We start from the raw sequence: 22,858 nt of genomic DNA on the forward strand, positions 1-22,858 counted from the left end.
TATGCCGATCGTCTTCAAGGAGGACCATGGGCCGCGCCGGGCGCTGGAATACCCGGACGTCGGCGATCAGCTCGACGCCATCTGGAAAGCGCTCGCCACGCTGCCGCGCGAGTCGCTGCCGACTGAGACCAGCGCGATGCTTGACCGCGTGCAGGCGGTGAAGGCCAGGTTCCCGAAGCCGGGCGACTCGAATTAGAGGCCGGGGGCTAGGATCAGGTATCACCCGAATCCTCAAGCCCATGAAGCACTTCCAGAAGATCCTCTCTGGCGTCAACGTCGTCCCGCTGCTGCTGGCGATCAAGCAGCATCCCGAACTGTGGGACGAGTTCAACCCGCGCAAGATCGCGCCGGAGACGCCGCACGCGGCCATGTCGGACATCTGGATCCGCTACAACGACATCCGGAAGTTCCCCGACGGCGACCTGGCGCGCTTCAACGACCCGCACTATCCGGTCTGGTATCCAGCCTACGACGCGCTCCCGCAGGTCCGGCCGATCATCTTCGGCCTGATGGCCCAGGTGGAAGCGGTGCAGCTCGGAGGCGTGCTGATTACGAAGATCCCGCCGGGCGGCCGGATTCTGCCGCATGTCGACCGTGGCTGGCACGTCGAGCACTTCAATACCAAGCTGTACGTCGTCCTGCAGTCGAACCCGCAGTGCTTCAATCGGGTGGAGGACGAGACCGTCTCCATGGAGGCCGGTGACGTCTACTGGTTCGACAACACGATCGAGCATGAGGTACGAAACGATGGCGACGACGACCGCATCACCCTGATCGTGTGCACGCGGAGGGATAGATGATCGCCGAGCGCATGCGCGACCTGGCGGAGCGTGATCAGACCGATCTGCGCACGGTCCACCACTTCTCCGCCGGGGTCTACGCCAAGCAGATGCACCTGCCGGCGGGGCACATGGCCGTGTCGCACAAGCATGCGTACGACCACCTCAGCATCCTGGCGGCCGGCGTCGCCGTGGTCGAGACGGATCACGGCAAGCAGACCTACCGCGCGCCGGCATGCATCGAGATCAAGGCCGGGCTAAACCACGCCATTACCGCGATCGAGGATGTAACCTGGTTCTGCATCCACGCGACCAACGAGACCGATCCCGAGAAGGTGGATCGCGTCTTGATTCAAGGAGATTGAGATGCCCTGGGGCGTGGCCGCGGCTGTCGCGGGATCGGTGGTTTCGGGTGTGATGTCGGGGGACGGCGGCGCGAGCGATGCGAATGCCGCGGCCGCTAGCGCGAACAACATGCAGGCGCAGATCGCCAAGGAGCAGTGGGACCGGTACAAGACCGTCTTCGCGCCGCTCGAGGACTCCATGATCAGTGCGGCGCAGAACTACGACTCGCCGGCCCAGTACGAGCGGGCGGCCGGCGAGGCCTCCGGCGCCGTGTCACAGGCCTACTCGAACGCGCGTGATCGCCTCACGCGCACGCCTGGCCTGGATCCCACATCAGCCGCCTACACAGCAGGCCTGTCCGATCTGGACCGCTCTCAGGCCGCTGCCGATGCGGTTTCGCAGAACACGGCGCGTAAGAACGTGCAGGACACTGCCTGGGCGCGCAAGAGCGACATGCTGAGCCTGGGTAAGGGCCTGCCGGCGCAGGCAAGCACAGGGCTCGCTCAGGTTTCGAGCAACAGCCTGAACCAGGCCAAGTACAACTACGGGGTCGCAGCCAACGAGGCTGGCGCGATCAGCGCGACGGCCAAGCAGATCGGTACGGGGCTGCAATCTATCTGGAATGGCTTCGGCTCCAACTCCAACCAATCCACTGCCGCGCAGTACGGCACCAATCCCGGGTCGCAGCAGACAGCGATGCTCGCTGCGCAGGACTTCGGTCTCTAAGGAATCACCATGTCAGCACTCGGATTGGCCGCAGTCGGCTACCAGCTCGGCAATCAGATCGACTATGAGAATCGGCAGCGCGACTTCAACCGCGCGAAGATGGACGCCGAACAGGTAGGTCTACAGGATGCGGCTTCGGCAGCGCAGTCGGCGAACCAGCTGCGCACCGCGCAGAACACGGCTGAACTGGGGCTCGTGCCGGCGCGTGCTCGGCTGGCCGGCAGCCAGATCGGCCTTCAGCAGGGGCAGGCGGACATCCAGACCGAACTGCAGCCGGCCACGCAGGACATCGCGCGCAAGCAGACCAGCATGCAAAGCCAGAAGGTCGGCCAGGATTACCTGGACTTCGGCAACAAGCTGCGCCAGGACCGAATCACGAACGCCATCAGCCAGCAGGATGCCAATGATGCCGCGCTGACCAAGCTGGCAGACGTCCTCCACACGTCGCAGTCGCCGCAGCAGGCGGTCCAGTTCTACAACGCGATCGTCGACACTGGGGCGCTGGGTGATATGCCGGGCCCTAAGGCGACCGACGTACGAATGGGCAAGACGCCGGATGGCCGCGAGGAGATCGCCTTCTTCAGTGGGGACAAGCGGATCTTCGGCATGGATCAGGCGACGATGGGACGCTACCTGGCGCGTGGCCAGAAGGTCGACATCAAGGACGTCAAGCCCGGGCACAGCCTGGTCGGCGTCAACTCGCGGACCGGAACGGCTACCGAGCTGTACAAGGCCCCGGAAACTCAGGCCGAGAAGCTGTCCAAGCAGCCGGCCGAGGTGGCGACCATGGAATGGATGGTCCAGAAGGGCGTCGCGAAGGATGCGAACGAGGCCTTCGAGAAGCTGCGCACCTCGCGCGCCAAGGGCAAGGCCGGATTCATCGCCGACATGATGAAGAACTCCATCATGCCGAAGATGAAGGACGAAGAGATTCGCCAGCTTGAGGATTCGTTTGGCGCGATGTACGACCGCTTGAACGGCGGCAGCGACGGCGCGCGCGCCGGGGCATCCTCGAATTCCAGTGCCGCCAATAGACTCGATCCGAAGGTGCAAAGCCTATTTGAATAGCGAGTAACCCACATGGCGCTTCAGGAATTCGGCAGTCTCTCTTTCTCGACCCCGCAACCTGGAGCGCCAAGCCGGCCCGGCGGCCGCGGCGGGAAGACTACCCCGCTCGATGCTGACACCGTGAGCCGGATCATTGCGGAAGAGGGCGCGGATGCGATCCGGCCGACCGTGATGGGAATCTACGGCCAGGAGTCCGGCAGCGGCACCAACGCACGTACCAGCACCGATGGTGCCATCGGCCCCATGCAGGTCATGGGCGCCACGTTCGGCCGCTTCAAGCGCGGCAGCGAGCGGGTGGACAATCCGGAGGATAACTTCCGCGTCGGCGTCCGCTATCTCAAGACGATGGCCGACCGGTTCGGCAATGATCCTGGGCGCCTGGCGGCCGGCTACTTCTCGGGCGAGGGGAACGTCTCCGCCGCCGGCGACCAGCCGTACAAGGAAGATCGCCGGGACGGGAACGGCAAATCGGTGTCCTCCTACGTGCGCGATGTGCTCGCGCGAGTGGGCAATGCCGTGGTGCCCGACGCCAAGGCCGAGCCAGCGCCCGACCTGAGCAAGGCACCCAAGTACCGCGACTTCATCGCAAAGCCGGCCTGGGCGGAGCTGGATGCCGGCCAGAAGGCGCAGGCGCGCGATGCCTACTTCGACCGCTACGTGGCGCCGCATCTGGCGCCAGCAGAGCGCGGAAGCCAGAAGGAAGCCTTCCTGGCTCGCGCCGCACAGATCGAGGGCGGTGGCGCCAAGGCTGAGCAGCCCGGGCTGATGAGCCGGATCGCATCGGTCGGGAAGTCGATCCTGGAAGCAGCGGGGAAGGGAGAGGCGATGCCGGATGGCGCCGCCGTCGATCCCGCCTCCCTGGCGGCGGCTGACGCGGCCCAGGCCAAGGCGCCGGGCAAGATGGGTGTCATGAGCGGCCAGCCAGCGCCGGCCGCGCCGAATGCCTCCATGGCGCCGGTGACGCAGGAGTTCCGCGACCAGGTGAGCCGTGCCTATGACGCGGCGACGCCGGCGCAGCGCCAGCAGATGGCGCAGGGCGATGGCGTCGTCGGGCAACTGGTGCGCGAGCGGGCGGGCCAGTTCGAGGGGGCGCCGCAAGGGCAGACGGCCGCCAAGTTCGACACCCGAGCGGAGGCGCGCGCAGTGCGGTTGGCCAGCGAGGGCGCCGACCACCAGACGGCGCAGACCTTCGCGCGCTACGGCGCTTCAGCGGGGCAGGTGCCCGGCACCGAACTGGGCACGGCCGGGAGGAGCGACTTCGACTTCGACGCCCAGCAGCGCTTCAACAAGGATCCGGTCTTCTCGAATCCCGTCATCCGTGCCGCGGTGAAGGGCTACGAAGGGTACAAGGCGGGTTCCCTTGGGCTCGCCCAGGCTCTGTTCGATGCAACTGGCAGCCGGGAGTACGCCGACATCGCCGCCGGCGGCGTCAAGGCATCCCAGCAGCGTACGGCCGCCATCGGCGAGCGTGGAGACGGTCTGCAGCGCAATTTCGAGGGCGCCGTGTCCTCGATCGCGCAGCAGCTGCCGGCGCTGCTGGCCGGCGTGGCCACCGGCACGGAGGCTGTACCGCTCGCGGCCATGTTCACGCAGACGTTCGGACAGGAGTACGGCCAGGGCCGCGCTCAGGGGCTGGACGGCGCCCAGGCGGCGACGCGCGCCGGCATCTTCGGCGCCTTCGAGGTGATCGGCGAGAAGTTCGGGCTCGGCCAGACGCTCCAGGCTATGAAGCTGGCGGCCAAGGGCGCGGACGCGCGCGACATCGCCACGGTCCTGGCGAAGGGCATGCTGCGCGAGATCCCGGGCGAGGAGCTGACCACCCTCGGCCAGTTCCTGACCGACAAGATTCCCGGTATCGGCATGAACCTGGAAGCGGGCCTGGCCGAGTACCTGCAGCAGGCCGGCGACACGCTGGCGCAGACGGTCATGCAGGGCGGCCTGATGATGGGCGGGACGACGGCGGTGCCCGCTGCTGTCGCGCACCTTCGCACGCCACAGGATGATCCGGCTGAGGCGATCCAGCAGCAGGCGCTTGCTGAGGAGCGCGCAGCTGCAGCGGATGACACCCGCCAGCAAGCACTGGACAAGGCCGCCGCTTTCGGCCGGCCACGCCAGAAGCACGCCAGCACCCTGGCCGCGGAGCAGGTCGTGCGCGAGATGGCGGCGGATGCTGGCATAGATCCTGCTGAATTGCTTCCGTCGGAACGGCCGGTGGTTTCTGTGGCGCCGCCGCCCCAAGCCACACCCGCAGCGCAGCCCCAAGTGCCTGTCGAGCCAGTCGCTGCATCGCATGCCCAGCCGCCCGCATACGACCAGCGCGCCGTTCTGGACTTCGCCCAGGCACGGTATGAGCGCCTGGCTACAAAGCGCGACGGCGAAGCCGTTATGCATATTGGGGAAGATGGAAAGCCTGTCGACGGTGAGATCGACGGCCAGGCCCTGACTCCCGACGAGGTGCGAGAACTCGCAGTGCTCGAGCAGAGCCGCGGTGACGTGGCCACGCTCGCGCGGTTCTATGGATTTGACGAGGAGCCCGCCCATGACAGCGCAACTGCTGTGCCAGCCGCAAGTCTCGATCGACGAGGCACTGCGCCGAATGCAGAACTGGGGACTGATCCGGCCGATGGACGTGCCGGACCTGTACAAGGCAGCGATGGACGAGGAGCCGGTGCCGCCGAGGATGGAGCCCCTCCTGCTGATGCTGTACCTGGTGCAGACGGAGCCACCGACGGACAGCAGGCACTGATCTTCAGGACGGCCAAGGGCTCGGTCTATCAGGTCCACCTGGATGGCACGACCACGCGCGATAAGGCCGCGCGTTCTGAGCCAGGTCACGAAGGCGATTCGGGGAAGAAGGAGCGCTCCGCGCGCACCATCTACTTCGATGCGCCGGTAGCCGATCTGTCAGCTGCTGGGCTGCAGGGCGGGGCGCCTGCGCGCGTCATCATCAAAGGCGACCGCGCCACGCTCGTTACCTGGAACGAGGCGGAAGGGCGCTGGGGTCTCGCGCCGTCGGTGCGCGAAGGGCGCAGGTTCTACACGGAGCCGGCAGTCGGCCGCTACCCGCTTGAGGTCTGGCAGATCCGGGATGATGTCCCTGGCTTCGACGCCTACGGCGGGATGCACGCTGGCAACCAGATCGTAGAGATGGACGGCGCCCCGCGGGCGACCGCCTCCGCCGAGGCGTCGCCTCCAGTCGCGCCGGCCGACATGACGGACGACCAGCTGCGCGAGCGCGCGGCCTATGTGCGGGAGCAGGCCCGCGCGAACGGCGGCTGGAACAAGATGTCCACCGCCGAGCGGGACCGCTTTGACGCGGAGATCCAGCGGCGCGAGGAGCCGCATGCAGCAGCGAAGCTGGAGGCTGCCGCCCACGAGGCTGCCACCTCGCCGCAGAACGGCCTGCCGGAACCGACCGATGCCCAGAAACAGGCAGGGAATTATCGGCTTGGCCATGCGATGCTGCACGGCCTCGATATTTCGATCGAGAACCCGCGCGGCTCGACGCGCAGCGGTACGGATGCCGACGGCAAGGCCTGGTCGGTGGAGATGGCCAACCACTATGGCTACATCAAACGGACCGAGGGTGCCGACGGTGATCACGTCGACGTCTTCATCGGGCCGAAGCCGGAGAGCACCAAGGTTTTCGTGGTCGACCAGGTCGATCCGCGCTCCGGCAGGTTCGACGAGCACAAGATCCTCTTGGGGTTCTCATCCCAGGCCTCCGCGCGCGCTGGCTACCTCGCCAACTACGAGCAGGGGTGGAAGGGCGCCGGCGCCATCACGCCCATGTCGATGGCCGACTTCAAGGCGTGGCTCAAGGACGGCGACACCACCCAGCCCCTGAATCCGAAGGTGGGGAAGCCCAAGACGGAGAAGCAGGCGAGGGCTGCGCGGAATGCTGCCGGGAAAGCGGCGCCGGCGCAGAAGGCAAATACGAAGACGGAAACCGAGATCCGCGCGGAGCGAGCGTCGGCCGTCGCCGGACAGCCTCACCCCCTACAAGGTAGGCTTGATGCCGCCACCAATCGCTTCAATGCTGCGGTGCGTGGGCGCAAGGCAGCGCTGGACGCCGGCGATGGCGCCGCCGCGCAGCGGGCGATCGAAGTGGCTGACAAGGCGCGCGCGGATCTGCAAGCCGTGCGCGGCGAGGCACTGCTCCACGATAGGCGCGCCATCGAGGAGGACGGCGAACGCCGCCGACATGAGGAGGCCGCAGCGCTGCGTGAGCAGCCGGTAGGCACGCGCCTGCGCCCGTCCGAGCACGCCGAGGGCAAGGGCCTGTTCTGGGAGAAGACCGGGGCCGACAAGTGGACCGGGCGCGGCGAATGGTTCCAGAACGGGAAGACCCGCACCAGCGCCGAGATGGCGAAGTATGGCGGACTGCTTCCTATGTCCGCCGCCCCGGCCGACGAAGCCAAGCCTGCATTGTCGCGCCCGAAGCCGAAAACCGAGAAGCAACTGCGCGAGGAGCGCGCCCAGGCCGCCGCTAAGCCACTCGATCATGGCGAGCTGAACATCCCGGGCCGCACGAAGAACATCAACGCGGAGTTGGATCGCTACAAGGCTGCACAGGCAGCTGAGGCCAAGGCGCAGGGCAAGCGCGATGCGGCGCAGCGCAAAGAGGACAAGGCAGCCGCGAAGGCCCTGTTCGCTGAGCATGGCGACGCTATGGCGGTGAAGTACGGAAAGAAGCTGGGCGAGAAGGAGGTACTGAAGACGCTTGACCAACTGGTCAAGTGGCAGCCACGCAAGTTCATCGCAATGGCTGAGCAGTTCCAGAAGGAGCAGGGTGCCGAGCAGCCGGCGCTCTTCTCGCGCGCGGGCGACGGGAAGGTAACGGCAGATGAGCTGCGCGCGCAGTTCGCCCCGATCGTCAGCAAGTGGAAGAACGGGCCAAAGGGAGGCGTGGACATCGTCCAGTCGATCGACGATCTGCCGACCAGCCTGGCCGACTACCTGCGCTCGAACAACGAGGATGGCCGCGTCGAAGGATTCTTCCTGCCGAAGTCCGACAAGGTCTACCTGATCGCCGACAACCTGGCGAGCGCCGGGCGCGCGCAAGAGGTGGTCTTTCACGAGGTCTACGGGCACAAGGGGCTGCGCTCCATCCTGCAAGGCGACGTCTACGCGGAGATGATGGAGCGGATCCGCCGGGCGAATCCGAAGGTCGCCAAGGCTGCTGACAAATGGTATGAGCAGTTCGGCCTCGATACGATCATGATGAATCGGGATGCCGGGCAGCCCAACGCGGAGGCCATGCGCAATGCCGGGCTTCTGGCGGTCGAGGAAGCTCTTGCCGACCTGGCCGGTACGGTGCCGATCGCCGGTCCTGTGCGTCGGCTGCTGGCGGAGATCCAGGCCGGCTTGCGACGCATCGGCCTGGATGCGGTCGCCGACTGGCTGGAGGGCCTCAGCCAGGCCGAGACGTTCCGTCTGCTGCGCCAGGCGCGCGACTCGGTCTTCGGTGTGACCAAGAAGGGCGAGACACACGTCAGCCGCGTGCAGGATGGCGCGCCGGCGGCGGCTTTCTCGCGCGTGCGCGACGGCGCTCAGATGAACCTCTTCCGCCTTTTCGAGGGCAAGCAGGAGGGATCCGTCGATACCTTCGGGAAGTGGGACCGAACCGTCGGCACCCAGTACAACAAGGCGCTGAAGGATCCGCACTTCGGCGAGGTGTTCGGCTATGCCATGGCGCTCCAGAATGAGGTCTCCATGGCCTCTGTGCGCCCGGCCGAGCTGGCGCCCGCTCTCATGCCCAAGGTGGACGCCTTCGGTACCGCGCTGCGCCAGACCATCCTGGGCCGCCGGCGAGACAAGGAGCTGGAGGGCGCGACGCGGGCGATTTTCGCCGGCACGGCGGCGGGGCGCACTGTCGCCGAGGGTAAGGTGTGGTCCGACGACCAGCTCCGTGCCGACTTCGGCCTGAGCGAGCGCGGCATCACCCTCTACCGGCAAGCGCGGGCGGCCATCGATGCGTCATTGGACGAGGTCGCGGCGTCAGAGGCCTATGCCATGTCGCAGGGCTTCGTGCCGCGCGGGCTGCGGAGGGAGATCATCGAGAATCCGGCCGGTGCTCGCGGCGTGCTGCTGGGCGCCCTGGGGCAGCAGATCAAGATGCTCGAGCGCGCCACCACTGCGGCGTCGCGCGGGAAGTCGGCCGAGGAGAAGGCTGCGGCGCTGCAGTCCGCCCTGGGCCCGTATCACGAGACCTACGATAAGGTCAGCGAGATCTTCGACAAGGCTGGCATGATGAAGGCTGCCGGCTACGCGCCGATGATGCGCTTCGGCAAGTACACGGTCTATGCCAACGAGGTTGGGCCGAACGGCGAAGTCCTCCGGGACGAGAATGACGAGCCGCTGACGCTGTACTTCGGCGTCTTCGAGACCGAGGCGGAGGCGATCCACGCTGCCGACCAGCTCCGCGCGCGCTACGCCGATCGCGGCGACGTGCGCGTGACGCGCGGCAAGAAGGACCAGAAGGGCCATGAGCTGTTCAGCGGGATCTCGCCGGAGACGATCTCCCTTTTCGGTGACGTCGTCGGCCACGACGAGGCGACCAAGAGGTTCTACCAGCATGCGCTGGCGGAGCGCTCCGCGCTCAAGCGCAGGCTGACCCGGCGCGCCATCGAGGGCTACAGCACCGATCTGCCGCGCGTGCTGGCGAACTTCATCACGTCGAACGGCCGGCACGCCGCACAGCGCTACTATGTGCGCGACCTGATGCGCTCAATCCGCCAGATCCCGAAGTCAAAGGGCGACGTCAAGGACGAGGCGATCAAGCTGCGCAACTTCATGATGGACGCGAACGACGCCGGCGCCGGCGCGAGTTCGCTGATGTTCGCCTACTTCCTGGGCGGTTCCGTGGCATCAGCGGTGGTCAACCTGACGCAGCCGTTCATGATGACCGCCCCCTACCTGTCGCAGTGGGGTGCGACGAAGACGGCAGCCGCGATGGCCAGGGCTCTGCCGTTTGCCCTGGGCAAGAAGCAGATCTCCGATCCGGAACTGCGCGCGGCCCTGAAGCGCGGCAGCCAGGAGGGCATCGTCGAGGGTCAGGAGATCTTCCACCTCTACTCGCAGGGGGCACAGACCGTCTCGGCCTCGATCGCCAAGAAGCTGGCGCAAATCCCGAAGGTCGGGGCGGGTCTCCAGTCGAGCACAGAGAGCGCCCGCGCGCGCATGGAGGGGTTCTTCACCCTGTGGGGCATGATGTTCGCCGCGGCCGAATCCTTCAACCGCAAGTTGACGTTCGTGGCCGCCTGGGATCTGGCGAAGTCGACTCGCCATGCCGATCCCTACGCCTTCGCCGTCCGCGCCGTCAACGAGACCCAGGGCATTTTCAACAAGGTGAACCGCCCGAACTGGGCGCGCGGTACGGTTGGTCGGTTGCTGATGACCTTCAAGCAGTACAGCATCATGTACGTGGAGCTGGTTCGCCGCATGTGGCGCGCCGGCCCGGAAGGCAAGAAGGCGGCGCTGATGATGATGGCCGTGCTGGTGCTGTCCGCCGGCGCCGAGGGCCTGCCGTTCTCGCAGGACATCACCGACCTGGTCGACACGATCGGCCAGGCCATGGGCTACGACACCAACCTGCTGCGCGACAAGCGGAAGTGGGCGCACGAGGTTCTTGGCAAGACGGCCGGAGACTTTGCGCTCTATGGCGTCTCGTCGATGCTGCCGCTGGATTTCTCAGGCCGCCTCGGGCTGGGGAACCTGATCCCAGGTACCGGCCTCTTGAAGCCTGCCGAGAGCGCGGATCGCACCCGCGAGGTGACCGACGTTGTCGGCCCGGCCGGCGCGCTGGTTTCTTCGGCGATGGACGCCTACGACGCCTGGCAGGCCAAGCAGCCCGGCCGCGCCGTCATGGCGCTGATGCCGAAGGCGGTCAACAATATGGCAGCCGGCCTGGAGATGGCGATGACGGACAAGGCAGTCGACTACAAGGGCCGCAAGGTCACCGATGTTGGCCTGGGTGATGCCATTGTGAAGTTCGCCGGCTTCACGCCGACAAAGGTCGCCGAGGACACCCGTCGCCGGATGCCGGCGCGCCAGGACATCGCACTGGTGAAGAAGATCCAGAGCAACATCATGGATCTGTGGTCGCGCGGCCTGGCCGAGGGCGACAAGGGCATGCAGGAGAGGGCGGTAGCCTGGCTGCAGGACTGGAACGAGAAGAACCCCGAGTCCCCGATCATCGTGACGAACCGGGCACTGGTCAACCAGGTGAAGCAGATGGCGACGCCGAGCGCTGATCGGATGCTGAAGGGGGCGCCGAAGGGGATGAGGAGCAGGCTAGCAGGGGAGCTTGCTACGCCAGAAGATGACTAGCTTATTGCTGCTGGTCCAGGCCTGAGATCGAGTCGAAATCTCGTAATGCGGATGGGTTCAGTTGCCACTAGCTGTCGCCCCTGCGACGGTGATTGATGTACTGGGGGCTCGGAGGGGCATCCCACTGGAATCCCCGGTCAGCCCCTTGCATAGGAGGGATGCGATGCGGGAATGGCACCCGTCAGGCGGTGGACTTGCGGAGAATGACGCGGGCGCTTATCCCGATGCCAATGACCAAGCCGGCCAGCACGAGCGGATCGGCGTGCCCGGGGAATCTGTCGCCGAGCACGAGGCTGATGATGAAACTGACGAGCAGGATCGCTGCCGCCTTCACGTAGGACATGTTTCTTCCTCAATTTATTGTCCGTGCATCTTGTGCGACACGGTTGATTTAGATTTCGAGGAATTGTGCCATTTTTCTCCCACTGTTTTTGCAAGTAAATGCAAGCGGAGACGGGGGAGAAAAATAGGGCATAGGCGCGGGGAGTACCTATGCCCTTGGGGAAGTCGCAACGGGGTCAAATTCGTTGCTGACGGGGATTATGCTGTAGTGCAAAAGAATGCTTTCCCCACTTAATGGGGTGTCCATACTAATGTGGGGATCAGAAATTTGAAGGCTGGTATAGGGCGGATCTAAGGGGTATGAAGAACAGCTTCCTTTGAGATGTGCAGGGGGGCGACTGTGCTGCTCAGCACCGGAATACGGTGGAGGAGCGGTCGAGCGCCGGTGGCTGAGGTACTGGGGGTGCGGCTGGGCGGCGGGTCGCACTGGCGGGGATCCGGCCGACGCGCAGGAAGCCCCGCTGCGCAGCATCGACGGATGCAGGAGACATCTGGGGGGTGGAAGTTGCCTTTCTCACCCATTAGTACAACGTCTAGCAAGGTCGATGGCGGCACGCGGAAGCATCTCGTCACCATGAAATTTATAATCCCCACGCAAGCAGGATTATAGTAAATAGTTGATTGCCTCTATAGGCGACTTAGAATAGGCAATGTGCGGTGCGCTATCGGCGCTTGTGGGTATCGTGCTGATTTTGCTCAACGCTAAGCGTAGATCGATTAAATGGATTTTTATGGTATCTCTCAAAAAACTGAGGCCCTCACGATGAATGCTGCTTCTGTTAGTGCAAACGACTATGGTGCAATTTGCGATGGAAATAGTCATCCGCTTTCCACGCTGTATGACTCCCTGGTTGCCGCACAATCAGATTTTCCTTCTGCAGTGGCACTCTCTGATGAGCTAGATTCTGTTGCGATACAGAAAATGTTTGATGCGGCGGTCGATGGGTCTAAGCTGCGCGTGATCGGATCTCCTGTGTCGAATAAAACCTTGTATCTTTCCAATAAGAATAGAGTAGAGGTGCAATTTGAGGGCGGGTATCTCCTCGTGCGAGCAGGGCCGCAGTATAGTTTAATTGTTCACGGAGCTACGGTAGATAGAACTTTGTCCGGATCGCCTTGGTCTAATCAGTTCCTCAGTCAAGCATACGAGACAGCCAGTTCCTGTGTTGGCGTGAAGGTAACCGGGCTAAAGGTGAGGAGTTTTGATGGGGTGCGCCGGCCGACTCAACTCATGTTCTATTTCGCTGATAAATGCGAAGTGAATGCGGATGTACAGAATAGTAATGGGAATGGCGTCGAGTTCCGCCATTGCGCATGGCCAAAGTACAGTCGTATTTCAATCGCGGATTTCTATGCGTATGGGCTATTTGTCTACCAATGTCATGGGATGAGGGGCGGGGATCTCATTGTATCCAACGGAGGCCGAGCCTTAGAAATCAAGCAGCGCCATAAGCTCTTTGCAAGTCTTAGTCACGTCTACGACTCGATCGAGATGGTCGATCTTGCAGGTGTGGATGATCCTGCTTGGATTACAGGCGGGCAGAGCTACAATGAACAAGTTCGCGCTGGCGCGTCTTTGGATATTGTTGAAAACCGCAATTTCCCCGGGCATGAAATATCTACGGACGTCATAATCCGAAGAATTGATGGTGTTGTCTCGGCTGCCGCCGCTGGTAACGTTGTTGCACCGTCTGTACAGGTAGGCTGTTTCGCGGATGGATGGCGTATCAGTGCTATCAACCTCGATGCTGGAGCTAAGAGCCCAGCCACGGTGCCTATTATCGTTGGAGCGCGCGGGGACATTAGCGCAGGCCTCTCTGGAGGTGCGACGTTTGGCCAAAATCACGAGCTAAGTGATGTTTTCTTGCGAGCGTATCAGGCGGTTGATGATACGCCTCTATTAATGTATGGAGTGGCATGTAGTGTTCGACGCCTTCGCGTAAGAAATTGCACGGTTTCGAAAATCGTTGCGCAACTTACACCCGCCTCATCGCTGCCTTTCGGAAGCATTTCGCAGTTTGAGTTCCGCGACTATGACATTGATGTCAAGCTAAAATTGGGGCCGGTCGCGACAAGGGGGATAATAATTCCGCCAGAGACACTGAATTTTCTGTCTGGCAGTGCGCAGGGGAAGTTGCGTGCTACTCCCGTCAACTATGGCTCTGAGACCATTTGCAATCCATGGTATGTGCAAGCTCCCACATGGAACGTGATTGGCCGCGATGAAGTCGAAGTGGCAATCGGAGGTGCTGAGGCTAGCAATCACACGACGACCTACGGCATCGTATCGACCGCCGTCGCGGGGCGGTTGAAATTCAAGGCAGCGGTTGCTGGACCGATTACGGTAACGGGAGTCTATTTGGCGAGTGCTACAAGCTCTAAGGCGCTGACGTTAGAGTCATGCGAGATTGGCATTGTGGGTAGTACGTCGGGTGCGAAGACAGCTCTAGCCACCGCTGGCGAGGTGAATATGTGTGGATCGCACACCTATCTCCCAATTCCTGGCTCTTGGAATACGACGCTTTCTGATACATCAGGGAAGAATGTTGGGCAAAATGCTCGCCGGGTGCTGTACGGGGCAACCATTCCTACGACTGGAGCTTTTGCAACCGACGACATTTTCTTTGTAACGGGTGCAGCATCGGGAACCCCATGGATGTACCGCAGAGCGACTACAGGTTCCAGTAATGTTGTCGGCACCGATTGGAAAGTCGCGTTGAGTGCCCCGTGACAGCTAACGTCATATGCGGTCGTCGTACAGCTAATACCTCCAGCATACCGTCGCTCCCCAGTCAACTATATGTACGAGGGTGCTGGGCGACGCTTTCTGACGTCGGGGTGGCGGAAAAAGAGGGCCATAGGCGGATGAGGCTGTTGCCCTCAGGCGCTCGTACCTTCTTTGACTGAATTCGGCGCCGGCGCGGCATCCATCAGTTCAGCAGCTCGCAACGTGAGGAATGACCGCGCCACCTCCGGATCCCGACACATCAGCCAGTCATCCCACTGTCCGCGCGGCACGATCACGATGCCGCGCTTTTCCTTCTCCGGCGCGTGCATGCACTTCATCACCGCATGGTGGTCGGCATTGACCGTCAGCATGGTGAACGTTAAGGCCCCATCCGGCCAATCCCTCCAAAGTCCGGCCACGCCGAATGCGGGCTCGTCCTTCATCCAAATCCGGTACCGCACCGACTTGGGCCCGTGCTCGTAGTTCGGTTCGTAGAAGGCGGTCATCGGCACCAAGCAGACCTGGCCTTTCTTCCAGGGGCCTGAGAAAGACGCCCTCGAGCCGACCGTCTCGGCCCGGGCGTTCATGGTGTCGTAATCCTTGAGCTTCGGCGGCGCGCCGGTGCGCTCTTCCTGCTCGGCATTGCGCCGCTTGATCTCGGCTCGGGGGATCATGCCGAAGCCGGACAGCACGCAGTCGCGGCGGCCGGCCTGGTCAGCGCGCACGATCGGCGCCAGGTAGTCGCGGTAGGTTTCCGGCTTCCAGACCGACGCCGGCGGCTCGACGCCGAAGACGTCGCGCAGCAGCTGGGCCTGCACTGGGGCGCAGTTCGTGCACATCAGGGTCTCCCGATAGGACTACTCTGGTCGCATCTTCCGGTACGGTAGCACGCGCCGCGCCTTTTCCAGCACGCGCCGGTGCTTGTCCTGGGCCTCTTCCCAGGTGGGCGAGCAGAAAATCCTCAGGTCGGTGCCTTGCTGAATGCAGGTCCAGAACTGTGGTGGCCCGGGTTGCATGGGCGACGGATTCCCCGGGAAGTAGGTGCATACCGTGACGTTGTGCTCGGGGATCTTGTCTTCCAGCCGGAAGGCCTTCCCTGGGCCGCTGACCCATTTGATGTGCACGGTGAGATCTTCGACGCGCACGGGCCGGCCAGCCTCATCCAGCACGTAATAGCGGTAGCCGTCGGAGTCGCTTGGCGGGGGAGGCGCGGATGGCTCAGACATGGGACGGCGATTCGAATACTGTATGGATATACAGTATAGCGGCGGTACCTCACTGGCGCCTGCTTTCTGGGGCGCCAAGGGGGGCGCATGGTGCCCCGTGTTGATTGGCGGTATCCTACTGCGCGTGGGGAAGTGGTTTCGGGTGCCGATTCTCGACTCCCTTGCCGGAATGACGCACATACGCCCCACAAGCCAACTAAGATACTGATTTTTAAGGAAGATTGGTGCCCCTCCCTCGCACCAACTGCCTTATAAGGCTCTTCTCGTCTCCCCCCAATAAATTTCCGCAATCTCCTGCGCAGCGAGACCACCGGGGCGGGCATACCCTTCCAGCACCTAGCAAATGGGTACTTTTACGCGCAATAATCGAAGCGCTTGTCCCGGGGATTTTCCTGAGAACGCCCACCGCAGCCGATGCTGTGATGGCCGCGCACCTGTCGACACCAAGGCACTACGTCATTGAAGTCTTGTTTGCTGATGTCTGGCAATGATGATTGCCGCAGTCTTCGTGAATAACGACGCGAGTTCGAGGTCGATCGGCGTCGGCTCGCGGGGCTCCGCAAAGTACATGGCGAGCGAGCCGAGTGGGGTCCCACCGGTTTCCATAACGGGGAAAGACCAGCAGCCTCGATACCCGAATCTCTTTGCCAGCCAGATCCATGGTTTCCAGCGTGGCTCGATCATGATGTCTCGTGTAATCACCGGCTTCCCCGTCGCAACTGCCAGCCCGCATGCGAGCGATTCCTCGGCAATCAGGAATCCATTCACGCACTTCGCGTATTCGTCGGGCATGCCAACCACATGTCTCAAGCCATCTCCCTGTGCGATGTAAAAGGCGCATCGCCGATCATCTTCGGTTCCATCTGCCAGCGCGCTGATTAGCAGTCCAAGGGAATGCTCGATTGGCGCATTGGTCATCGCGAGCTCGAAAGCTGACATCTGTGCATTGAGCCATATCTCGCGTTGTCGCAACTTGAGTTCGATGATCGTTCGATCTGTGACGTCGGAGAATGTCACGGCGACACCAGTAATTCTTCCTGGGACGGATTGGTAGGGGTGAATTCGTCTGGAGAAATATTTTTTCGGGTCGCGGCTTGCAACAACGATTTCTCGCGACTCCGTGGCATGGAGCACGTCTTGGATGTCGGGGTAGAAGGCCGGATCGTCAAATATTGACACGAGATCGGAGATTTTTCGACCGATATCTGCGTGTGCCAATTTAAAAACGGATTGCATGGCGGGTGTGAACCAGCGTATCCTCAGGTCACCGTCCAGGAAAAGAGTCATGACTTCCCCGGAAAAAAGCACGCGGTTCTGCATGTTTAACTGGTCGATTTTTTCGCGCAACTGGTAGTTCGACTCGTTGAGCTCCTCGTTGCTGGCGTTGAGTTGTGAATTGGATGCTCTCAACTCTTCGTTTAATGCTTGCAATTCCTCCCGGGATGCCTCCAATTCCTCGCGGGTTATCCGTGCGTCATCATCGCGCCACCGCTCGGAAGCCTCAGGGTAGTATTGCCCATCGGGCTCGCCGGAGGGCGCGTCAGGTGCTTGCGGCTTGTCGAGAATTCCTTCCTCGGGAAGGAATGTAATGAACATCCTATTCCACGCTCCAGCTGGATTTTGCAGTGGCGTCAAGCGCACACCAACTGAGGCTGGATCTTGTGGTCGGCGGTCAAGGTCGATCAGGTTCATGGGCTCATGATCAGAGAAAGCCTGCTGCACCGCGATTTTTAATCTCAGGCTTGAGTTCCTGGAGACAAGTTGGAAGATATTGTGCGTGGGCTCACCGGCAGGAAGGCTCAGGATGCCAGCTGTATTCCCGTAGAGCCTCAGAATGGATCCTGCTTCATCGATTAGTGCTGACGGGAGGCCAGCTTGCTCTAGTGCAATCCGTTGTTCGCCTGCGGCAAGGTTTGCAGTGGTCGGGGTCGGTCTGGTGGGAAGTCTTGCTATACTCGTTCCGAAATGCAATGAGGTTTTGCGGAAGATATTCCATTTGGGGGAGATGACCTCGAATCCTAGATTATTCAGGTGATATGATTCACCTTTTCCAAGAAAGAGATAGCCGCCGATCCTGAGGGAAGAAAACAGGGCGGCAAGCACATGGTCAACCTTTTCCCGCTCCAAATAGATCAATAGGTTCCGGCATGTCACGAAATCGACGCCACCAAAAGGCGGATCCAGGATGAGGTTGTGCGGAGCAAAAACCATTCGCTCACGTAATGGTCGCTTGATGCGGAACTGTTGGTCCACCGCGTAGAAATAGGCGGCGCGACGCGCAAGGGACACGCCGGCAAGGGAACTCTCGTGAAACAGCCCGCGACCGGCGCGTGCCAGAATCTCCGGTGCGACGTCCGTGGCAAACACCGTATAGTCTGCCTGGCCATTGCTCTCCTGCGACACCTCATCGAGAAGCATCGCAATGGAGTAGGCCTCTTCACCTGTCGAGCACGCAGCGCTCCATGCGCGTATCGGCTGGAATTTCTTAGCGGCATGGAAGAGATCCGGAAGGACATCTCTTTTTAGTACTATCCATGCATCATGATCGCGGAAAAATTCGGTCACATGAATCGGAAGCGATCGGCTGAGCGTTTCAAGCTCGATCGGATCATCTTCGATGAGAGATGAATAATCTGCGAAAGTCCATACCCGCCGGGCATCCATGCGCTGTTGGATGCGCCAGAACAAAGGTGAAGGTTTGTAGCCGCTGAGGTCGAAACCAGATTGTCTCCGGATTGAGCAGATGATTCGGTCCAGGGTTTTACTGACGTCGTTCGGCCAGTCGATCGATGTGGACGGTCGCTTGTATTCCGGCTCGATGCACATCAATATCTGCTGTGCGATGGCGCTGACCGGGAGAATGTGGTCGTGGATACCCCGCTGTATGACGGCGTTTGGCATGCTATCGTGCAGGGCTGTAAGCGGGTCTTGGACAATCACGACCCCATCAGCTTGCCGAATGCGCACGGCTCCCGCCGTTCCGTCCATGCCGGTGCCAGAAAGAATCACGGCGATCGGGAATGGCCCGGGGCATCGCGCCACGCTTTCGAGAAAGGCGTCGATGGAATCGATGCCTGGTCGGCGGCCGCCCCCATCGGCAGCTCTTGTTCGAAAGACTCCGTGCTCCAACGTCAGAATGTGTTCTGGCGACGGAATGTAGATGCAATTGATGTCTGGCCGGGATCCATCGGTAGCGATACGGACCGGTATTGCTGTCCAGCGGGAGATCAGCGTGGGCAGCATGCTGGAATTCGCCGGGGGTAGATGCTGCAGCACGACGATTGCAAAGGGGATATCGAGCGGTAGCGTTTCGCACAATTTCTGCAGAGCCGTGATACCTCCGGCAGATGCCCCTATTGCTACAATTCTCGGCGCGATAGCGGCCGTCGGACGGCTCGTCGGCAAGTCAGTCATGATGGCCCCCAACATGGGTGCGGATCGGGCGCCGGCAGAATATGTGCGGAAGTCTGCACGACTCGGGCGGCTATATCCTTCTCGATCGTCTAGGCAGAGGATTGCCAAGACGGCCTGCATGAGTTTGGCGAGCCGCTTCGCTGTTTAGTTCCATATCTGCCGCCCTCAGGTTCTGGGGCGAAGATGGAATGGCGATTGGGGGGCGGAAGGTCGCTTCCCGTCGTGCAGCGAAATCTCCGGGAAGCGTAGGCTCCACAAAAAATCAGCGTACCAATTCGATACGCTTCTCTTCAAGGGGAGGGGGGAATTGGCTATGGGGATGCCACGGAGATGGATTGTGCCGAGGCGGTGAGATCAGGCGAGATCGTCGTGGCCTGCCCGATCTCGACCGGGATCGTCTATATGAGTGAGGTGCGTGGATTTCCGCTCAGCGCGGCGGCTCTCCCGCGGCTTCGAGCAGCCCTGCCAGCGATAGCGTCAGGTATTGCTCGTATTCCGGATTCGGCTGCTCGGCGCGCGTGTCGAGCAGGTCCGTGGCGTTCTGCCTGGCCCTGGCAGCGAGTTGATCGCGGTGCTCATGAGTTTCGAACAGGTCGTGAATCGATAGCTCGGCCAGATCGGACCGTGCCAGAAGCAGATTGAACGCCGTGCGCCAGGCTTTGTTCTGCTGCTCCAGTTCGTTGACCCTGTCGAGCAGGTGCTCGAGGGTTTCCCGCAGGACTTGAAGTTGTGAGTTGTCCATGAATTCCCCGGTGATCGGCTCTTGTGAAGTTGAGAGTTCTCGATTGTTTCACAGGAGAGGGGAGGTACCACATAGGTGCTGCGCGGGGTGCTGCCGATTGCGAGGCTGCCGGTCGAGGCGGAAGAGTGCGTTGGGAGGCCCAAGCATCGAGGGGATCACCGCGCTTATGGCTGTGCCCGGCTGGCACGTCAACCCCTGTCCGGTGTGACAACTGATGGACGTCGAGTTGGCCGCGCTGCAGGTATTCTGGAGGATCCCCCCTGCGTGGTGACGTCTCGGGTATGGGAAAAAAGAGGGCTGGCCGGCTGTCGGGCGACCAGCCCCGCGCAAGAGCGCAAGCGTTGACGAGTGCAGTCTAGCGGCGCCTGCGCGGAAAGTTGTGGCGAAAGTGTGTCGTGGTGCCCCCCCTGTCGATCGAGCCGGTCCTGGGGCAGCCGTGGCGAGTGACGGCAGACAGAATGAAGGCAAAAGGACGCCGGCCATGGAGGGAGGCTGGCTGGCGGGGAATTCCGTATTCGAAGCACGCGGCGGAACGCTGCCCTTGCAGGATAGGGCCGGCCGTGTCCTCATTCCTCGCCGGATTGTGCTCAAGCTGTTTCGGCGTTGTGTAACGTCGTGTTGTGGAAAGGGGGCGATCGCATGATTGGCGGATGGCCCCTGCGCAAGGTGCGCGATCGGCAAGTCGGGGCGAAGGCACGACCGTACGTGGCGGGATGGCTGTTCTTTGTTCCCCCCTCTGCATGCGAGAGCGAACGCCACCTAGTGCTTCTTGTTGCGCTGGGGATGACGATTGCCGGATTGGTTCGCATGATGCGATCCCGATCGGTCTTCCGCGCGTGCTTTGCCTTTGTCACGATCCAGGGATTCCTGACCGTTCGTATTGCGCTGGCCCGTGTTGCTCATGTGGCTACTGGATTGTCCACCTGGCTCCCCGCCCATTCTTTCGCCACTACCCATGCCGCCGCCCATGCCTCCGCCGCGTGCATGCGCGGTCAGGGCGAGACAGGTCATCAAGGCTGCGGCCACTATGCCGATTGTCAATCTATTGTTCATGCGAGTCTCCTTTCCTGGATTCCTGCACCTGGGACCGATTCGGTACGCGAGAAAACTGTCTCCTTTCTTGCGGGCTTGTCCGGTTGGAAACCCATACCGGGACCTGGAGCGGAGGTGATCTCGGCATAGCGTGGCGAGATTTTTTCGCTAAGCCTATAAACGGGGCGTCCCTCCAACTCGCTGACCGTTGGCGTGGGTTATTGCTGCGCCAACTTCGTTATCTGCAGCATTCGCGCTGCTGCTGGACGGGCGGGCATTTCACCGTCCCGAATGAGCAGAAGACGCAGCAGTCCCCTCGCTCTGGCTGTAGCACGACGCCACAGCCCTGGCACTGGTAGAAGAACTGGCAGGCGTCCGTCGGCATGGTCTCGCGCCGGGAAAAGCCGCAGTGCGGGCAGGTCAGTAGCGACTCGAGAATGACGTGGCTCATGGCTGTCTCGCTTCACTCGCGCCTGACTTCGCGGGCCGCCAGGGCGAATCCGGCTGCCACGCCGACCATCACCAGGATCGGGCTCAGGTGGGGCCACTGCCGGGAGAGCAGTCCGGCCAGCAGGATGCAGACGAGCAGGATGGCAATTGCCTTGACGTAACGCATGATTTTCCCTGAGTTGTTTCGCGGTATCGTACTGTATGCCGGCGCTTGAACGATGCCGCGCTTGAACGATGCTGAACAGGGCGGGTGCCTCTCGGTATGCAAGAGCACTGTCTGTGCGATGCGTCAGGATCGATGCTTCAGATCGATGCGGAGCACCGCTGGCGTCGCGTTCACCATTCATTACAGATTCTCGGAACCGGTCCGGATATGCTTGGCCGCACAAAATCCCCACGACAGGAGAGATCGATGCGCAAGGGACTGGCTTTGCTGATCACCTGCAGCGCGCTGCTTGGCGGCTGCGTTGTTGCACCCTACGACGACGGCTACCGCGGTGGCGGCCCTGGCCCGGGGTGCCCGCCCGGCCAGGCGAAGAAGGGCAATTGCCGGGTCGACCCGTACGGCAATGAGTCGTTCTGCCCGCCGGGCCAGGCCAAGAAGGGGAACTGCTGACCGGCCGGCATCGGTCGCGCTCGTCCGCCGCCATTGACGCGCGGTGGGGCGTTGACGGACAACCCGCTTGGTCGGAAGCGGTCGGAAACGATTGCTTACAGCTAGCCGGCAACTCCGTGCATAGGCTAGAAAAAGATCATGGCGAAGAGGGAGGGATCCATGCGGTTCATTCTTGTGTTGCTGGCTGCCTCCACGGTGCTGATGAGCGGCTGCGTCGTTGCGCCATATGGTGACGAACATGGTGGCGATCCCGCCTACCGCGAGCGGGATCGCGATCGAGGTGATCGAGGTGATCGAGGTGAGCATCGCGGGTACGGCGACGATCACGATCGTGATCGCGACGACCAGCATCAGCGCGATCGCTACTGAGCTGACCTTGCGCATCATCCACTTGGCGCGTGCCACCTCGATGGGCGCGTCGGGCAAGGCAGGCGCGCCCTTGAAAGGTCGGTTCGAGGTGTGTCTTCATGCTTCCGTGGCTCCCGAGCGGCGAAAAGCCGCCCGGCGGTCACGGCAGTACAGTGGCTCTCATTCGATACCCCATCGCAGCGGGCGGACGGAAGCCCGTCTTGCAGGTGTGCTTCCCTTGTGCTTCCCTTGTGCTTCAGTTCTTCGGCCGCCGAAGCTGAGCGAGGCCGCAGGCCGGAGGAGGACTGGAACTGCCCTGAGCTTCGGGGGCGTATGCGCTGGCGTGGCGACGGGGCGTGGATCGCAAGGCACCTGATTCCATGCCGACGTGGGGCAGGGTGGAATCCGGCTTCGTGCTAGCATGCATCGCTCACCCAACCGGAGACGCCTATGTCGGCCGTATTCGACATCCACACCGCCAGCTTGTCCGAAGACGGCGAGCAGGTCATTTTTGCTATCCGCGCAGGCGCTGCTGCCGGACGAGGCTTCGTCTCGCGTTCGGCCCTGGACGCCCTGACGCAGGGACAGATCGGCCGGCCGATCGACGTTTTCCACGCCCATCGCGACCGCATCCTGGAGGCCGCCAGGCAGAAGTGGGCGGCGGATGCGTCCGGCGATGTGGCGCTCAATAGCTGGGACTTCTGAGTTTTC

Annotated in this window: 18 protein-coding genes; 10 read left to right on the forward strand and 8 right to left on the reverse strand. The window is 62.2% G+C overall.

Translation table 11 applies throughout. The annotated features are described in order from the left end of the window. The first annotated feature begins 1 nt into the window (after position 1). Genes BKK79_RS01015 through BKK79_RS01040 form a run of 6 tightly spaced genes read left to right on the forward strand, consistent with a single transcriptional unit; the run spans position 2 to position 11,249 of the window. Positions 2 to 196 carry a hypothetical protein gene (locus BKK79_RS01015; RefSeq protein ID WP_071036870.1) on the forward strand — a complete coding sequence of 65 codons (195 nt, stop codon included), beginning with the start codon at positions 2 to 4 and terminating at the stop codon, positions 194 to 196. A gap of 43 nt (positions 197 to 239) precedes the next feature. Further along, positions 240 to 800: an aspartyl/asparaginyl beta-hydroxylase domain-containing protein gene (locus tag BKK79_RS01020; RefSeq protein ID WP_071036871.1), complete on the forward strand. Its 561-nt coding sequence runs from the start codon at positions 240 to 242 to the stop codon at positions 798 to 800. Then, a complete protein-coding gene (locus tag BKK79_RS01025) occupies positions 797 to 1,144 on the forward strand; it encodes a hypothetical protein (protein WP_071036872.1) in 348 nt (115 codons plus the stop codon). Before BKK79_RS01020 ends, BKK79_RS01025 begins: the two co-directional genes overlap by 4 nt. A gap of 1 nt (position 1,145) precedes the next feature. Continuing rightward, positions 1,146 to 1,850: a hypothetical protein gene (locus BKK79_RS01030; protein ID WP_071036873.1), complete on the forward strand. Its 705-nt coding sequence runs from the start codon at positions 1,146 to 1,148 to the stop codon at positions 1,848 to 1,850. A gap of 9 nt (positions 1,851 to 1,859) precedes the next feature. Continuing rightward, the gene (locus tag BKK79_RS01035; protein WP_157128334.1) at positions 1,860 to 2,918 is read left to right on the forward strand and encodes a hypothetical protein; all 1,059 of its coding nucleotides are present in this window, start codon (positions 1,860 to 1,862) and stop codon (positions 2,916 to 2,918) included. 12 nt (positions 2,919 to 2,930) lie between these two features. Next, positions 2,931 to 11,249: a PLxRFG domain-containing protein gene (locus BKK79_RS01040; protein ID WP_084084381.1), complete on the forward strand. Its 8,319-nt coding sequence runs from the start codon at positions 2,931 to 2,933 to the stop codon at positions 11,247 to 11,249. Positions 11,250 to 11,430: 181 nt separating this feature from the next. On the opposite strand, the gene BKK79_RS40070 is transcribed toward BKK79_RS01040, so the two are convergent. Beyond that, positions 11,431 to 11,592 (reverse strand): hypothetical protein, encoded by a 162-nt coding sequence (locus tag BKK79_RS40070; RefSeq protein ID WP_157128335.1) that lies wholly within the window; start codon positions 11,590 to 11,592, stop codon positions 11,431 to 11,433. 720 nt (positions 11,593 to 12,312) lie between these two features. On the opposite strand from BKK79_RS40070, the gene BKK79_RS40075 reads away from it, so the two are divergent. After that, positions 12,313 to 14,322 carry a hypothetical protein gene (locus BKK79_RS40075; RefSeq protein WP_157128336.1) on the forward strand — a complete coding sequence of 670 codons (2,010 nt, stop codon included), beginning with the start codon at positions 12,313 to 12,315 and terminating at the stop codon, positions 14,320 to 14,322. A 149-nt stretch (positions 14,323 to 14,471) separates the two neighbouring features. On the opposite strand, the gene BKK79_RS01045 is transcribed toward BKK79_RS40075, so the two are convergent. From BKK79_RS01045 to BKK79_RS41040, 7 genes are all read right to left on the reverse strand, one after another. Then, entirely contained in the window at positions 14,472 to 15,158 is a 687-nt protein-coding gene (locus BKK79_RS01045) for an SOS response-associated peptidase (RefSeq protein ID WP_071036876.1), read from the reverse strand. A gap of 18 nt (positions 15,159 to 15,176) precedes the next feature. After that, positions 15,177 to 15,545 (reverse strand): hypothetical protein, encoded by a 369-nt coding sequence (locus tag BKK79_RS01050; RefSeq protein ID WP_071036877.1) that lies wholly within the window; start codon positions 15,543 to 15,545, stop codon positions 15,177 to 15,179. A gap of 456 nt (positions 15,546 to 16,001) precedes the next feature. Further along, positions 16,002 to 18,959, reverse strand: a complete 2,958-nt coding sequence (locus BKK79_RS01055; protein ID WP_071038378.1) for a CheR family methyltransferase — start codon at positions 18,957 to 18,959, stop codon at positions 16,002 to 16,004. A 427-nt stretch (positions 18,960 to 19,386) separates the two neighbouring features. After that, entirely contained in the window at positions 19,387 to 19,701 is a 315-nt protein-coding gene (locus BKK79_RS01060; protein WP_071012947.1) for a hypothetical protein, read from the reverse strand. A 759-nt stretch (positions 19,702 to 20,460) separates the two neighbouring features. Beyond that, the gene (locus tag BKK79_RS40080) at positions 20,461 to 20,754 is read right to left on the reverse strand and encodes a hypothetical protein (RefSeq protein WP_157128337.1); all 294 of its coding nucleotides are present in this window, start codon (positions 20,752 to 20,754) and stop codon (positions 20,461 to 20,463) included. A gap of 217 nt (positions 20,755 to 20,971) precedes the next feature. Next, positions 20,972 to 21,184, reverse strand: a complete 213-nt coding sequence (locus BKK79_RS41385) for a GDCCVxC domain-containing (seleno)protein (RefSeq protein WP_071036878.1) — start codon at positions 21,182 to 21,184, stop codon at positions 20,972 to 20,974. 12 nt (positions 21,185 to 21,196) lie between these two features. Beyond that, positions 21,197 to 21,349, reverse strand: a complete 153-nt coding sequence (locus BKK79_RS41040) for a hypothetical protein (RefSeq protein ID WP_167366674.1) — start codon at positions 21,347 to 21,349, stop codon at positions 21,197 to 21,199. A gap of 246 nt (positions 21,350 to 21,595) precedes the next feature. Between BKK79_RS41040 and BKK79_RS01070 the strand changes: the two genes are divergently transcribed. The 3 genes from BKK79_RS01070 (at position 21,596) to BKK79_RS01080 (ending at position 22,852) form a co-directional block, all read left to right on the forward strand. After that, positions 21,596 to 21,799: a hypothetical protein gene (locus BKK79_RS01070; RefSeq protein ID WP_071012944.1), complete on the forward strand. Its 204-nt coding sequence runs from the start codon at positions 21,596 to 21,598 to the stop codon at positions 21,797 to 21,799. 159 nt (positions 21,800 to 21,958) lie between these two features. Beyond that, on the forward strand, positions 21,959 to 22,168 hold the full coding sequence (locus BKK79_RS40085) for a hypothetical protein (RefSeq protein ID WP_157128338.1): 210 nt from the start codon (positions 21,959 to 21,961) through the stop codon (positions 22,166 to 22,168). Positions 22,169 to 22,597: 429 nt separating this feature from the next. Further along, the gene (locus BKK79_RS01080; protein WP_071012940.1) at positions 22,598 to 22,852 is read left to right on the forward strand and encodes a DUF1488 family protein; all 255 of its coding nucleotides are present in this window, start codon (positions 22,598 to 22,600) and stop codon (positions 22,850 to 22,852) included. Positions 22,853 to 22,858 lie beyond the last annotated feature (6 nt).

Origin of the sequence: Cupriavidus sp. USMAA2-4 (genome assembly GCF_001854305.1) — a bacterium.
GTDB lineage: Bacteria > Pseudomonadota > Gammaproteobacteria > Burkholderiales > Burkholderiaceae > Cupriavidus > Cupriavidus malaysiensis.

Bases quoted from the DNA above. Each gene is read 5' to 3' on its own strand.
- BKK79_RS01055 (WP_071038378.1), bottom strand. From the start codon at position 18,959: ATGACTGACTTGCCGACGAGCCGTCCGACGGCCGCTATCGCGCCGAGA.
- BKK79_RS01070 (WP_071012944.1), top strand. From the start codon at position 21,596: ATGCGCAAGGGACTGGCTTTGCTGATCACCTGCAGCGCGCTGCTTGGC.
- BKK79_RS40080 (WP_157128337.1), bottom strand. From the start codon at position 20,754: ATGAACAATAGATTGACAATCGGCATAGTGGCCGCAGCCTTGATGACC.
- BKK79_RS01080 (WP_071012940.1), top strand. From the start codon at position 22,598: ATGTCGGCCGTATTCGACATCCACACCGCCAGCTTGTCCGAAGACGGC.
- BKK79_RS01050 (WP_071036877.1), bottom strand. From the start codon at position 15,545: ATGTCTGAGCCATCCGCGCCTCCCCCGCCAAGCGACTCCGACGGCTAC.
- BKK79_RS01025 (WP_071036872.1), top strand. From the start codon at position 797: ATGATCGCCGAGCGCATGCGCGACCTGGCGGAGCGTGATCAGACCGAT.
- BKK79_RS41040 (WP_167366674.1), bottom strand. From the start codon at position 21,349: ATGCGTTACGTCAAGGCAATTGCCATCCTGCTCGTCTGCATCCTGCTG.
- BKK79_RS40085 (WP_157128338.1), top strand. From the start codon at position 21,959: ATGCGGTTCATTCTTGTGTTGCTGGCTGCCTCCACGGTGCTGATGAGC.
- BKK79_RS41385 (WP_071036878.1), bottom strand. From the start codon at position 21,184: ATGAGCCACGTCATTCTCGAGTCGCTACTGACCTGCCCGCACTGCGGC.
- BKK79_RS01035 (WP_157128334.1), top strand. From the start codon at position 1,860: ATGTCAGCACTCGGATTGGCCGCAGTCGGCTACCAGCTCGGCAATCAG.
- BKK79_RS01015 (WP_071036870.1), top strand. From the start codon at position 2: ATGCCGATCGTCTTCAAGGAGGACCATGGGCCGCGCCGGGCGCTGGAA.
- BKK79_RS01060 (WP_071012947.1), bottom strand. From the start codon at position 19,701: ATGGACAACTCACAACTTCAAGTCCTGCGGGAAACCCTCGAGCACCTG.
- BKK79_RS01020 (WP_071036871.1), top strand. From the start codon at position 240: ATGAAGCACTTCCAGAAGATCCTCTCTGGCGTCAACGTCGTCCCGCTG.
- BKK79_RS01040 (WP_084084381.1), top strand. From the start codon at position 2,931: ATGGCGCTTCAGGAATTCGGCAGTCTCTCTTTCTCGACCCCGCAACCT.
- BKK79_RS01030 (WP_071036873.1), top strand. From the start codon at position 1,146: ATGCCCTGGGGCGTGGCCGCGGCTGTCGCGGGATCGGTGGTTTCGGGT.
- BKK79_RS40070 (WP_157128335.1), bottom strand. From the start codon at position 11,592: ATGTCCTACGTGAAGGCGGCAGCGATCCTGCTCGTCAGTTTCATCATC.
- BKK79_RS01045 (WP_071036876.1), bottom strand. From the start codon at position 15,158: ATGTGCACGAACTGCGCCCCAGTGCAGGCCCAGCTGCTGCGCGACGTC.
- BKK79_RS40075 (WP_157128336.1), top strand. From the start codon at position 12,313: ATGGATTTTTATGGTATCTCTCAAAAAACTGAGGCCCTCACGATGAAT.